8 protein-coding genes are annotated in these 13,370 nt (G+C 65.5%); 5 read left to right on the top strand and 3 right to left on the bottom strand.

Annotated elements, in window-relative coordinates:
• Window positions 1-39: 39 nt before the first annotated feature.
• Window positions 40-546 (top strand): helix-turn-helix domain-containing protein, encoded by a 507-nt coding sequence (locus tag shn_RS00725; protein ID WP_064328729.1) that lies wholly within the window; start codon window positions 40-42, stop codon window positions 544-546.
• A 76-nt stretch (window positions 547-622) separates the two neighbouring features.
• Window positions 623-1,063, top strand: coding sequence for a universal stress protein (locus tag shn_RS00720; RefSeq protein ID WP_064328728.1), 441 nt, complete (start codon window positions 623-625; stop codon window positions 1,061-1,063).
• Window positions 1,064-1,066: 3 nt separating this feature from the next.
• Here shn_RS00720 and shn_RS00715 read toward each other — a convergent pair whose 3' ends face one another.
• From shn_RS00715 to shn_RS00705, 3 genes are all read right to left on the bottom strand, one after another.
• Window positions 1,067-1,861, bottom strand: coding sequence for a TIGR02186 family protein (locus shn_RS00715; protein ID WP_064328727.1), 795 nt, complete (start codon window positions 1,859-1,861; stop codon window positions 1,067-1,069).
• Window positions 1,858-2,784: a sulfite exporter TauE/SafE family protein gene (locus shn_RS00710; RefSeq protein ID WP_064328726.1), complete on the bottom strand. Its 927-nt coding sequence runs from the start codon at window positions 2,782-2,784 to the stop codon at window positions 1,858-1,860. Before shn_RS00710 ends, shn_RS00715 begins: the two co-directional genes overlap by 4 nt.
• 515 nt (window positions 2,785-3,299) lie before the next feature.
• Window positions 3,300-7,199 carry a peptidoglycan-binding protein gene (locus shn_RS00705; protein WP_064328725.1) on the bottom strand — a complete coding sequence of 1,300 codons (3,900 nt, stop codon included), beginning with the start codon at window positions 7,197-7,199 and terminating at the stop codon, window positions 3,300-3,302.
• Window positions 7,200-7,690: 491 nt separating this feature from the next.
• Here shn_RS00705 and shn_RS00700 point away from each other — a divergent pair, with 491 nt between their 5' ends.
• The 3 genes from shn_RS00700 (at window position 7,691) to shn_RS00690 (ending at window position 13,096) form a co-directional block, all read left to right on the top strand.
• Window positions 7,691-9,487 (top strand): acyl-CoA dehydrogenase C-terminal domain-containing protein, encoded by a 1,797-nt coding sequence (locus shn_RS00700; RefSeq protein ID WP_064328724.1) that lies wholly within the window; start codon window positions 7,691-7,693, stop codon window positions 9,485-9,487.
• Between the two features lie 67 nt (window positions 9,488-9,554).
• Entirely contained in the window at window positions 9,555-10,763 is a 1,209-nt protein-coding gene (locus tag shn_RS00695; protein ID WP_064328723.1) for an acetyl-CoA C-acetyltransferase, read from the top strand.
• 122 nt (window positions 10,764-10,885) lie between these two features.
• Window positions 10,886-13,096 (top strand): FAD-dependent oxidoreductase, encoded by a 2,211-nt coding sequence (locus tag shn_RS00690; RefSeq protein WP_145925840.1) that lies wholly within the window; start codon window positions 10,886-10,888, stop codon window positions 13,094-13,096.
• The last annotated feature ends 274 nt before the right edge of the window (window positions 13,097-13,370 follow it).

The raw sequence follows: 13,370 nt of genomic DNA, 5'->3' as shown, positions 1-13,370 counted from the left end.
AAACCAGTTGTAATATGCAAGCAGTTTTTGGAGAACCTGATGAAAGATACCCGCCGCTCCGGCTGCCCGATCAACCTGACGCTCGAAATCCTCGGCGACCGCTGGAGCCTGATCGTGCTGCGCGACATGATGTTCGGCAACCGCCGCCATTTTCGCGAGCTCCTGACGAAATCGGAAGAAGGCATCGCCTCCAACATCCTGGCGGACCGGCTGCGCCGCCTCGTCGACGAGGGCCTTATCAGCAAGGCGGACGATCCGAGCCACAAGCAGAAGGCGCTCTACAGCCTCACCGAAATGGGCATCGCATTGGTGCCGGTCTTCGCCATGATGGGCGCCTGGGGCCGGCGCTTCCTGCCGGTGACGGAGGACCTGTCGATCCGTGCGGAATTGCTGGAAGAGGGCGGCGCGCCGCTGTGGGAAGCCTTTATGGAGGAGCTGCGGGCGATCCATCTCGGCGCGCTGCGCCCTGCCCGCTCGGTCTTCAACGAGCTGCAGGCCGCCTATGAGGCGACCGTCGCCCGGAGCATGGCCGCAGCCGGCGCTTGACGAAAGCCTCAAGGTTGATTTCCATCAAGGCAGCACCGGACGCCGGCTCTAGTCTGGACAAAAAGGAGGCTGCACCATGTACAAGCATATCCTCGTTCCCACGGACGGTTCCGACCTGTCCACCGCTGCCATCGACCAGACGCTCCAGCTCGCCAGGACGCTCGGCGCGAAGGTGACGGTGCTGACGGTGGCCGAGCCGCTGCATTTCCTGCCCGTGACCCCCGGCGCGACCGTCAATCTCAGGGCGGACTACGAAGCGCATGTGAAGGAGGATGGCATCCGCATCCTCGGTGCCGTCGAGGCGAAGGCGAGCACCGCCGGCGTGCCGGTCGAGACGCTGCAGGTGACGGCGGGCGATGCCTGGCAGGCGATCGTCGACACCGCCAAGGCAAAGGGCTGCGACCTGATCGCCATGGCCTCGCACGGCCGGCGCGGCGTCAGCGCCTTCCTGATGGGCAGCGTCACGACGAAGGTGCTCAGCCACGCCAAGGTGCCGGTCCTCGTCTACCGCTCCTGACGTTCAGTCCTTGCGGAAGACGATGCTGGCCAGCCATCCGGTGAGGAGGGCGAGGAGCACCGAGAAGGCGCCGTAGGCGAGCGCATTGTTGTAGGCGGCATTGGAGATCATCTGCTCGATGCCGGTCTTCATCACGCGCAACGGCAGCGCCTTCTCGGCAATGAAGACACCATCGCGGAAGAGATGCGCGCGCACGACATGCGTGCCGTTCGGCACGCTTGCCGGCAGTTTCACCGTCGCCTTGAACAGGCTCGCGCTGATGAACTGCACGCCGCCCGGATCACGCTGGTAGAAGCCGCCGCTCTCCTTGAGGCGCCGGAAGGCCTCGCGGAACTCCGTGATGGTGCTGCCGTCGCCGACATAGCCGATCGGCGAAAGGCGGATGTGCTGGATGCCGACGCCGACGCCGTTGAGCACCGGCGGCTCGGCGATCGTCTCCACGTCCCGCGTGCTCGACAGCGAATAGGATTCCGGCACGAGCTCGAAGGTCATCGAGCGGCGGTTGACCCAGATGCCGAAGACGCGCTCCTTCACGCGCACCGTATTGTTGTCCTTCGGCCCCTCCAGCGCCACGACGATATCGTATTTGCGCTGGGCGAGCAGGGACGGATCATAGCCTTCGATGGCGCCGAAGATCGTCAGGTCCGCACCGCGGAAATCCGAGGAAATCGCGATCTCGTCCGTGGAGATGCCGATCTCGAGCTTTTCCGGGAACTCGACCGGCCTGTCCTCCAGCACCTGCGCGGCAGCGGGAAGGGCAAGGCCCAGGGCGAGAAGAAGCGCAGCGACGGCTCTCATCGATAGACCCCCTCGCTGACGACCGAATAGACATCGGCCGGCGTGACGACGAGATCGACGGCAAGGCGGGCACCGACGGCAAGGACGAGCAGCGCCAGCAGCGCACGCAACTGTTCGCCGCGCAGCTTCTGGCCGACGCGCACGCCGTATTGCGCACCGATGACGCCCGCCACCATCAGGATGAAGGCGAGCACGATATCGACCGAATAGTTGGTCGTCGCCTGCATCATCGTCGTATAGGCCGTGACGAAGATGATCTGGAACAGCGAGGTGCCGACGACGACATTGGTCGGGATGCGCAGGAGATAGATCATGGCCGGCACCATGATGAAGCCGCCGCCGACACCCATGATGGAGGTGAGGATGCCGATGCCGAAGCCGAGGCCGACGACCGGGATGACGGAAAGATAGATCTTCGACTTCTTGAAGCGCATCTTCAGCGGCAGGCGGTGCACCCAGCTATGCTGGCCGGGCCGGCGCAGCGAGACGGGCTGGTTTTTCGCCGCGCGGCGCAGCGCCCGGATGCTTTCGAGCAGCATCAGGATGCCGACGGTGCCGAGCAGCACGACATAGAGCAACGAGATGACGAGATCGAGCTGGCCGACGCTGCGCAGGAGCGAGAAGATCCAGATGCCGACCGTGGCGCCCGCGAGGCCGCCGAAGAGCAGCACCGTGCCGAGCTTCACATCCAGCGTGCCGCGCCGGAAATGCGAGAGGGCGCCCGATATCGAGGAGGCGACGACCTGGTTGGCGCCCGTCGCGACGGCGACGATCGGCGGTATGTTGTAGAAGATGAGGAGCGGTGTGATGAGGAAGCCGCCGCCGACCCCGAACATGCCGGAAAGGAAGCCGACGGCCGCGCCCATGCCCAGAATGATGAAGATGTTCACCGAGAGCTCTGCAATGGGCAGATAGACAGTCACAACAATACCCCGATCGGCAAATTTTCCGCTTGCGCGGGCTCAAAACATCCGGCGGCCGCTGGCCGTTTCGCCTGCCGTCGCGGCTCTCCCCGGCAGGTTGCGCATATGCGCAAGCGCCCCGCCGCGTGAAGGAGGGGACCCCTCCGGCAGCCGGTTGCGCCTTGCATCATGCAAGGATCGGTCACGGGGCGCAGCGTCTGGGTGCGCCCTGTTCTTCTGTGCGATTCCGGACACAAGACCGCATTTTGCAGCCTTGCTGGAACTGCGCTTGCCACCTTCCCTGATGATAACGTTTGTCGAGCGCGTATCATCTTGGGGCGACATGAAAATTTCTACCGCATCATTCCTGAAATCGGGGCCGATTTAAGGATGAGGTCAAGCGGCAAATACAAAATGCCACAGCGTCCGTAGCACATCGTGAACGGTGTGCCGCGCCGTGGTGAGCGTCATGCCCGCAGGGTGGGGACAAGTCAACCGGAGAAGCCGTTTTCAGGGCCTCTCCGGCAATCCGCCGATCAGCTCGGCTGCTTGTTGCGCTTCAGGAGTTCCGTCACCAGCGCGTCGTCGATCTCGCCGGTTTCCTTCTGGCCGACGGATTTCTGGAAGGCCTTGATGGCGGCGACCGTCTTCTTGCCCATCGCGCCATCGGGCGTGCCGGCGTTGAAGCCGTTGTTGTTGAGGATCGCCTGGATGTTGCGGATCGCCTTCTTCATGTCGACGCTGGCGGTCTTCGTCGGCTTGCCGACCCATTCATCGGGCAGGTCCGCCGAATTGGCCTTCTCGTCGAGCGGTTGCGGCTTCCACAGCTCCGCCTTGGCCTTGGCGCTGGAAAGCTGCTCGGGACGCATGGCATTGGCCACCTCGTCGCGCTTCTGCGCCGCGTCGCCGTCGCCGTCGCGGGCGGCGATGGCGAACCACTTGTAGGATTCCTCCAGGTCCTGCGTCACGCCGTTGCCCCGCGCATAGAGGATGGCAAGGTTGAACTGGCTGTCGCGCACGCCGAATTCGGAGGCCTTCTGGAACCACTTGGCCGCGCCGTCGAAATCCGGCTGCTGGGTGCCGACGCCCGTCGCCAGGAGAACGGCGAGGTTGTGCATGGCGCTGGCATTGCCCTTGTTCGCCGCGATTTCGTAGAGCTCGCGGGCACGCGGCAGGTCACGCTCGACGCCCTGGCCCTTCTCGTAGAGATTGGCAAGGCGGTATTCGGCGGGCGCAAAGCCGCGGGCGGCGGAAAGTTCGTACCAGCGGGCGGCTTCCGCAAGGTCCATCGCAATGCCGCGGCCTTCCGTATAGCGCGCGCCGATCTCGAACAGCGCCAGCGGATCGCCGTCGGTCGCCGCCTTCGACAGCGAGGCAGGGGTGATCGCTTCCGGAACGACGATCGCCGCGGTCTGCGTCTGGTCGACCGGCTGGGTCTCTTCGACGACGGCGGTTTCCGGTGTCGTCACCGGTTCGAAACCGGCGGTCGCGGCGCCGTCGGTCATTTCGACCGGGGCCGTCAGCGCGTCGCTGCCGGTAGCCGAAATATCGGTCGACGTCCGCTCGGCGCCGGCATTCGTCTGCGTGTCGCCAAGGCCGCGCGCATCGCCGCTCTCCACATCGCCATTCTCGACCGGGGCCGGATCCGTCACGGCCTCCTCGCCGACGACAGGCGCCGCGGCGGTGTTGGCGGTCACGGCCTCGCCGGCGCCGGTCGTGGTCTCGACCGGGACCGTCTCGTTCGCGGTGATGGCGGTCTGTTCGACGACGACAGGTGCCTCGTCGCCGGCCACCAGCGTGCTGACCAGCGGATAGGACATGATCGCCAAGAGCACGGCGCCGACAGCCAAGAGGATCGGCCGGCGGTGGCGCGACAGCGCCGAAGCGGGCTTCTCGCCCTTCGCCAGCTTTTCCGTCTTCCGGGCCGGAGCGACGCGGGAGATCGTGTCGGTCTCCTCGGCGGCAAGCCTGGCGGCACGGCGGGCGGCGGCGATGAAATCGGCCTTCTCGCCCTCGCTGCCGCCTGCTGCGCGGCTTCCCGAAGCCTGGCCGGCCCGCACGCGCTCAAGGATGCGGCGCACGTCCGGCACGCCGGAGCCCGGCTCCAGCAACTGGTTCGCTTCTTCCGGCGCCAATTCGTCGGTGGGGTCGATCGAGGGCGTCGGGTCGATCTGCTGGCGTTCGGCCGGCGGCGCGGCTTCCTTGCGGCCGGGAGCGAAGCGGCGCTTCAGGCCGGCGAGCAGGCCGGACTTGGGCTGGGCCTCGGCCGGCTGGTCGGCGGCAAGGGCAACGGGCTCGTCCGCAAACGCCTCTTCCGGGGCGGGACGCTCGGGAACGGGGATCGTCTCGACCTCGATCTCGGCAAAGCGGCTTTCCTCCTGCGGCGCCTCGGCTTCGGCCTTGCGGGTCTCGCGGGCGCCGAAGCCGTCATCGTCAAAAGGGTAGTCGTTGCCGTAGATGCTGGAGACGGGGGCAGCGTGGCGCTCCACGTCCATCGCCGGCATTTCGGCGCGCGGCATGGCGGCCTCGCGGCGGCCGAAGGTGTCGTGCGGGGCGTCGAGTTGTTCGAGGCGGCCGGCGATCTGCACCAGCGTGTCGTGCAGCGCATCGAAGGTGCGCGCGGTGCGCTCCTCGCTCGAACGGGTCAGTTCCTCCAGGGCGCGCAGGTCGTCGGCAAGGCCGGCGATCGCTTCCATGTCGCTGCCGGCGGCCGTGGCCGGACCGGCATGGCGGTAGGCTTCCATCACGGCTTCCGCCGCCTGGCGGGCGGCCTCGACGATATATTCGTCATTGGTCGCCATGTAGTCCTCGATCGTCGCAAGACGGCCCTCGAATTCGGAGGGGATCTGCGCGACCGCGGCGGACGGCGTGCTGATCAGCGTGGAGAGATGTGCGATCTGCGCCTCCAGCCCGCGCAATGCCTCATGGTCGCCCGCCGGGGCGACACTGGTCGCATCGAGCCGGTCGGCGATCGCCGAAAGGCGATCCTCGATATGGGCGAAGCGGTCGTCCTGGAAGGGGCTGCCGGTCGGCGCGTCGAGGCCGTCGATGCGGCGGGCAAGCGCATCCAGCCGCTCGGCGAGCTGGTCGTTGACGCTGCCCTGGTCGAGCGCGTCGATCTTGCGGGAAATGTCGGAGAGGTAGTAGGCAAGCTCCTCGCCACCCTGGGCAGGGGCGGCCTGCTGGCTTTGCTCCAGCATCTGCGAGAGGTGCTCGATACGTTCTTCGAGGCGTAGCGCCGCGCGTTCGTTCGACAGGTCCTCGATGCGGCTCGCCAGCGCCTCGATGCGCAGGGAAAGGCCCTGGTCCGGGGCGGGGGCCGGGCGATGGGCGATGAGATCGAGCTGGCCGGCGAGATCGGCGATGCGGCCTTCGAGGCGCTGCATCATGCCGTTGTCGGCCATGGACGACTGCTGCATGCGGCCGGCCGCGGCGATCGCCCGGCTGATCTCGTCGAGGCGGGTGTCCAGCCCCTCGAACTGCGAGGTGACGGCGGAAACGAACCGGCCGTCATCCGGCTGCGCCTGACGGGCCAGCATGTCGATGGCGCGGGCGATGGTCTCGATCTTGCCTTCCAGCGCATGGATGGCTGGCGTGGCGCTCACCGCGCCGATCTGGCTCTTCAGCTCGTCCAGCCGGTAGGCAAGCGCCACCAGCTCGTCGTCGCGCGTCTGGTCGAAGATCGAGAGCTTCTTCTCGACACCGTTCCAGCGGTCCTCCATGCGGCGCACGGAATCCTCGCGGGCGAGCCCGTCGAGCACGGAGCGCAATTCGTCGAATTCGACGCGCAGGCTTTCCGTCTGACCGGACTGGCGGCCGAGCTGGTTGATGCCGGTGGACAGCCGCAGCAATTCCTCGCGCAGGTCGTCATTGTTGTCGCGGCCTTCGGCCATCTGGCGGATGCCCCGGATCTCCGAGCGCAGCGACTGCATCTCGCGCTCCAGCCCGTCGGCGATGTCCTTCTTCAGGTCTTGGCGCAGCGAGACGAGCGCCTTGGCGATGTCCTCGACGGAATTGTCCGCGCGGGCGGGCGCAGCCTGCTGATGACCATAGGCCGGATGAACCTGCTGGCCGCCATGGGCGGCACCCGTCTGAGCGCCGCCATAGGCGGCGTGGGCCTGCTGGGCGGCGGCATGGTGGTCGGCCGACAGCGGACGGCGCTCCAGGCGCTGGGCGACGCGTTCGCGGCCGCCTTCGATGGCACGCTGGCGCTGCACGATTTCGGAAACCGGATCGTCGCGCAGCGGGATCGCGCGCGCCGGTTCATAACGGGGCTGCTCGCCGCGCGGCGCGAAACGCTCCTCGCCGCGTCCGCGCGCCTCGCGTCCGCCCGCCATCAGGCCCTCGATGCGGGCTTCCAGCCCCTCGATGGTGCGATTGAGCGCATCGAGCGAGGATCTTTCGCCGTGACGCTGCGGGTTTCGCGATCCGTTCATCTTTCGCCTCGCTTTGGCGGCCGAGCGGCCTGCCGGGAGATACTTCCGAAGGCACTGCCGCCCGGCTGCGCCCCTTCTTCCACGCCGGCGGATCCCCGCCGTCAAACATTGCATGCGCGATGGGAAACAGTATCGCCCCTGTCTGTACCGGACCGTCCGTCCGGCCGTTACAAAGGGATGCCGAAATGATTCCCGATCCCACGCCCTCAGGCGTCACAATTCATGAAACATGGTAAACAAGGGGTTAATCGCTCCGGAAATTTTTTAACGATTTGCTCATAGAATGGCCTTCGGGAGGAAAGGCGACCGTTAGCGGCACAGCCATGGGCGCGGAACGAGCCATCCGCCGCCGCCTCGCCCACCCGCCGTCCCTCCCCGTTCGACGAAAATTTCGCTGCGACTGTGTTTTGACGTTTACGCAAACGTCAAAGTTTTATAGTATCCGATCTCAAGGAGCGGACCCATGTCCGCGGACAGGTGAGGACCCCAGCATGCCGATCTACAAGGCCCCCGTGAATGACACGCTTTTCATCCTGAACGACGTGCTGGCGCTGGAGCGCTACAACAACCTGCCCGGTTTTGCCGATGCGACGGGCGACATGCTGGAGGCGATTGCCGGCGAGGCCGCGAAACTGGCGGAAGAGGTGCTGTTCCCGGTCAACCTTTCCGGCGACCAGGAGGGTTGCAAGCGCCACGACGACGCCACGGTGACGACCCCCAAGGGATTCAAGGCCGCTTACGACCTCTATCGCCAGGGCGGCTGGATCGGCCTTGCGGTGCCGGAGGAATTCGGCGGCCAGGGCCTGCCCTACGTGCTGCACACCGCCGTCGGCGAATACATGTCCTCGGCCAACATGGCGCTCACCATGTATCCCGGCCTGACGCAGGGCGCGATCGCCGCGATCCTCGTGCACGGCTCCGACGAGCAGAAGGCCGCCTACCTGCCGAAGATGGTCGAGGGCACCTGGACCGGCACGATGAACCTGACGGAGCCCCATTGCGGCACCGACCTCGGCCTGCTGCGCACCAAGGCCGTGCCGCAAGCGGATGGTTCCTATAAAATTTCCGGCCAGAAGATCTTCATCTCCGCCGGTGAGCACGACATGTCCGACAACATCGTGCACCTCGTCCTCGCCCGCATCGAGGGCGCGCCCGAGGGCACCAAGGGCATCTCGCTCTTCATCGTGCCGAAATTCCTGCTCAAGGACGACGGCACGCCGGGCGACCGCAACTCGGTTTCCTGCGGCGCCATCGAGCACAAGATGGGCATCCACGGCAACGCCACCTGCGTCATGAACTATGACGAGGCAAAAGGCTTCCTCATCGGCGCGGAGAACAAGGGCCTCAACGCCATGTTCGTGATGATGAACGAGGCCCGCCTCGGCGTCGGCCTGCAGGGCCTGTCGATCGCCGAGATCGCCTACCAGAACGCCGCCCACTATGCCCGCGAGCGCCTGCAAGGCCGCTCGCTCTCCGGCGTCAAAAACCCCGAGGGCAAGGCCGATCCGCTGATCGTCCACCCGGACATCCGCCGCACGCTGATGACCATCAAGGCCTGGACCGAGGGCGGCCGCGCCTTCACGCTCTGGACCGCGCTGAAATCCGACATCGCCCACCGCGCCGCCGACGAGAAGGAGCGCCAGGCCGCCGACGACCTGCTCGGCCTGATGACGCCGATCCTCAAGGGTGTGCTCACCGACAAGGGTTTCGATCACGCCGTCATGGCCCAGCAGGTTTTCGGCGGCCATGGCTATATCGAAGAGCACGGCATGAGCCAGTATGTGCGCGACGCGCGCATCGCCATGATCTACGAGGGCGCCAACGGCATCCAGGCGCTCGACCTCGTCGGCCGCAAGCTCGGCATGAACGGCGGGCGCGCCGTCATGGCGCTCTTCAAGGAAATCGGCGATTTCTGCGAGGAGAATCGCAATGACGAGAAGCTGGCCTATTTCACCAAGCACCTCAAGAAGGGCTTGAACGATCTCCAGGCCGGAACCATGTGGTTCATGCAGAACGCCATGGCCAAGCCCGACAATGCCGGCGCCGGCTCGACCGACTACATGCACCTCTTCGGCCTCGTCGTCATCGGCTATATGTGGGCGAAGATCGCCAAGGCTGCCGAGGACGGAATTGCGGCCGGCGCGGGCGAGCGCGAAGACTTTTTGAAGAACAAGCTGGTCACGGCAAAATTCTTCATGGAACGCCTGATGCCGGAAACGGCGCTGCGCAAGACCCGCATCGAGGCCGGCGCCGAGACGATGATGGCGCTTTCGGCCGAGGCGTTCTAGCCTCTAGAATCAGACGATCCATTGCGAGTTTGACGGCGCCGCTGCGCCGCCCAGGGAGAAGAGACCAATGACCGACGTCTTCATCTACGATCATGTGCGCACCCCGCGCGGGCGCGGCAAGAAGGACGGTTCGCTGCATGAAGTGCCGTCCGTGCGCCTCGCCGCGAAAGTGCTGGAGGCGGTGCGCGACCGCAACGGGCTCGATACGGCAAAGGTCGACGACATCGTCATGGGCTGCGTCGATCCCGTCATGGATGCCGGCGCTGTCATCCCGAAGGCCGCCGCCTTCGAGGCCGGCTATTCGACGCGGGCGCCGGGCATGCAGATCTCGCGCTTCTGCGCCTCCGGCCTCGACGCCGTGAATTTCGGCGCGGCGAAGATCGCGCAAGGGGCCGATGACCTCGTGATCGCCGGCGGCGTCGAGAGCATGTCGCGCATCGGGCTTGGCATGTCGGGCGGCGCCTGGTTCATGGACCCTTCGGTCAACTTCCCGGCCTATTTCATGCCGCAGGGCGTCTCGGCCGATCTCATCGCCACGAAATACGGGTTTTCGCGCGACGACGTCGATGCCTACGCCGTCGAGAGCCAGAAGCGCGCCGCCCATGCCTGGCAGAACGGCTATTTCGAAAAATCCGTCGTGCCGGTGAAGGATATCAACGGCCTCACCATCCTCGCCCATGACGAACACATGCGCCCCGGCACGGACATGCAGGCGCTGGCCCAGCTCCAGCCCTCCTTCCAGATGCCCGGCGAGATGGGCGGTTTCGAGGCCGTCGCCATCCAGGCGCATCCGGAAATCGAGGGCATCACTTACGTGCACCATGCCGGCAATTCCTCCGGCATCGTCGACGGCGCTAGCGCCGTGCTGCTCGGCTCGAAGGAAGGCGGCAACATCCTCGGGAAGAAGGCGCGCGGCCGCATCAAGGCCTTCGCCAATATCGGCTCCGATCCGGCGCTGATGCTGACCGGCCCCGTCGATGTCACGGAAAAGCTGCTCGCCCGCACCGGCATGCAGCTTTCCGACATCGACCTCTTCGAGCTGAACGAGGCCTTCGCCGCCGTGGTGCTGCGCTATATGCAGGCCTTCGACATCCCGCACGACCGGATCAACGTCAACGGCGGGGCGATCGCCATGGGCCATCCGCTCGGCGCCACCGGCGCGATGATCCTCGGCACCGTGCTCGACGAACTGGAGCGCCGCGACCTCAACACCGCCCTCGTCACGCTCTGCATCGGCGCCGGCATGGGCACGGCGACGATCGTCGAACGGGTCTGAGGGCGAGGGGGAACGGCGACGGCGCGGCATGTCCCTTCTCCCCGTTCACGGGGAGAAGGTGCCGGCAGGCGGATGAGGGGCAACCGGCCGCTCCGCAAAAGATTTCAGGGAAGAGGAATCCCATCATGAGCTACAAGAATTTCACCATCGAGACCGACGCCGACGGCATTGCGCTCGTCACCTGGGACATGCCGGAAAAGTCGATGAACGTCTTCACCATCGCGGTGATGGACGAGCTGGAAAAGATCGTCGACCAGGTCGTGGCGGATAGCGCGGTCAAGGGCGTCGTCATCACCTCGGGCAAAAGCGCCTTCTCCGGCGGCGCCGATCTTTCGATGATCCAGGCGAGCTTCGATCTCCTGAAGGAGGCGAAGGCGAAGGACCCGGCCACCGCCGTCGAAAAGCTCTTCGAGGCGACCGGCCGCATGACCTGGCTGTTCCGCAAGCTCGAAACCTGCGGCAAGCCGTGGGTCGCCGCCATCAACGGCACCTGCATGGGCGGCGCCTTCGAAATGTCGCTCGCCTGCCACGGCCGCGTCGCCTCGAACGCCAAATCGGTCAAGATCGCCCTGCCGGAAGTCAAGGTCGGCCTCTTCCCGGGTGCCGGCGGCACCCAGCGCGTGCCGCGCCTTGCCAATGCGCAGGACGCCCTCCAGATGATGACGACCGGCTCCTCGCTGACGGCCGCGCGCGCCAAGGCGATGAACCTCGTGCATCAGGTCGTCGAGCCGGACCAACTCATTCTCGCCGCCAAGCAGATGATCAAGGACGGCCTGAAGCCCGTCCAGCCCTGGGACGAAAAGGGTTTCAAGGCCCCCGGCGGCGGCATCTGGACGCCGGCCGCCGCGCAGCTCTGGCCGGCAGCGCCCGCCATTCTGCGCCGTGAGACGGCAGGCAATTATCCGGGCGCGCTCGCCATCCTCAAATGCGTCTATGAGGGCCTGCAAGTGCCGTTCGAGACGGGGCTGAAGATCGAGCAGCGCTACTTCACCCATATCCTCCAGACGACCGAAGCCTTTTCGATGATCCGGTCGCTGTTCGTCTCCATGCAGGAACTCGGCAAGGGCGCGCGCCGCCCGGCGGGCCAGCCGAAGGCGGAGTTCAGGAAGGTCGCCGTCGTCGGCGCCGGCTTCATGGGTGCCTCCATCGCCTATGTGACGGCCGCCGCCGGCATCCCGGTCGTGCTGATCGACCGCGACCAGGAGGCCGCCGACAAGGGCAAGGGCGTCTCGCAAGGGCTCGTCACCGGCGCCATCGGCAAGGGCCGCATGACGAAGGAAGAGGGCGAAACGCTGCTCTCCCTCATCACGCCGACGCCCGACTATGCCAGCCTCGCCGATGCCGACCTCGTCATCGAGGCGGTCTTCGAGGACCGGAACGTCAAGAAGGAGGTGACGGAGAAGATCGAGGCGGTGCTGCGCGAGGATGCCATCTTCGCCTCCAACACCTCGACGCTGCCGATATCAGGCCTTGCGAAGAATTCGAAGCGCCCCGGACAATTCATCGGCATCCACTTCTTCTCGCCTGTCGACAAGATGATGCTGGTGGAGGTCATCCTCGGCAAGGAGACGGGCGAGCGGGCGCTCGCCACGGCGCTCGATTATGTCGCCGCGATCAGGAAGACGCCGATCGTCGTCAACGACACGCGCGGCTTCTATGTCAACCGTTGCGTCTTCCGCTACATGGCGGAGGCCTATGACATGCTGATCGAGGGCGTGCCGGCGGCGATGATCGAGAATGCGGCGAAGATGGCCGGCATGCCGGTAGGCCCCCTGTCGCTCAATGACGAGGTGGCCGTCGATCTCTCCTACAAGATCTTCAAGGCCTCCATCGCCGATCTCGGGCCGGAATCGGTCGATCCGCGCCATATGGAACTGGTGACGAAGCTGGTGGAAGGCGAAGGCCGCCTCGGCCGCAAGGCCGGCAAGGGTTTTTACGACTACCCGCCGAAGCCGGCGAAGAAGAAGCTGTGGCCGGGGCTGAAAGACCTCTATCCGCAGCAGAAGCCGGAAGACGTGGACGTCAAGGTGCTGAAGGAGCGCCTGCTCGCCACCATCGCGCTGGAAGCGGCCCGCACCATGGAAGAGGGCATCGTCACCGACCCGCGCGAGGCCGATGTCGGCTCCATCCTCGGCTTCGGTTTCGCGCCCTATACCGGCGGCACGCTCTCCTATATCGACGGCATGGGCGTGAAGACCTTCGTGGAACTCTGCGAGAAGCTCGCCGCCCGATACGGCAGCCACTTCCAGCCGACGCCGCTGCTGAAGGACATGGCCGCCAAGGGCGAGACGTTCTACAGCCGCTTCGCACCGGAGGCGAAGAAGGCGGCCTGAAGCAGGCGCATCGACAGGAAAAGGATGGCGCGGCGCCATCCTTTTTTCGTCCGGTGCCTGCGTTTCATCCACGGACGCGAAAATAAAACTGTCGAATCCATAAATCCAGCTCGACATAAAATCAGCGAATCGTTGCGTTTTTCGGCTTTTCCCTCGGGGGCCGTCAGAAAAATTCCGGCCAACCATTGCGTTTTCGCGAATAAACTTTATATAGAACATGTCGAAAACTGCTTGCGACCTTTGTCTTTGAGCCTTCAAGCTCTGTCAGATTTCC

The organism is Shinella sp. HZN7 (genome assembly GCF_001652565.1).
GTDB classification, from domain to species: Bacteria; Pseudomonadota; Alphaproteobacteria; order Rhizobiales; family Rhizobiaceae; genus Shinella; species Shinella granuli.
Note: the sequence above shows the minus strand (reverse complement) of the source record. Positions and strands in the feature narration are given on the sequence as shown.

Excerpts from the sequence above, each read along its gene's own strand:
- shn_RS00700 (WP_064328724.1), top strand. The coding sequence starts at position 7,691 with ATGCCGATCTACAAGGCCCCCGTGAATGACACGCTTTTCATCCTGAAC.
- shn_RS00720 (WP_064328728.1), top strand. The coding sequence starts at position 623 with ATGTACAAGCATATCCTCGTTCCCACGGACGGTTCCGACCTGTCCACC.
- shn_RS00725 (WP_064328729.1), top strand. The coding sequence starts at position 40 with ATGAAAGATACCCGCCGCTCCGGCTGCCCGATCAACCTGACGCTCGAA.
- shn_RS00715 (WP_064328727.1), bottom strand. The coding sequence starts at position 1,861 with ATGAGAGCCGTCGCTGCGCTTCTTCTCGCCCTGGGCCTTGCCCTTCCC.
- shn_RS00705 (WP_064328725.1), bottom strand. The coding sequence starts at position 7,199 with ATGAACGGATCGCGAAACCCGCAGCGTCACGGCGAAAGATCCTCGCTC.
- shn_RS00695 (WP_064328723.1), top strand. The coding sequence starts at position 9,555 with ATGACCGACGTCTTCATCTACGATCATGTGCGCACCCCGCGCGGGCGC.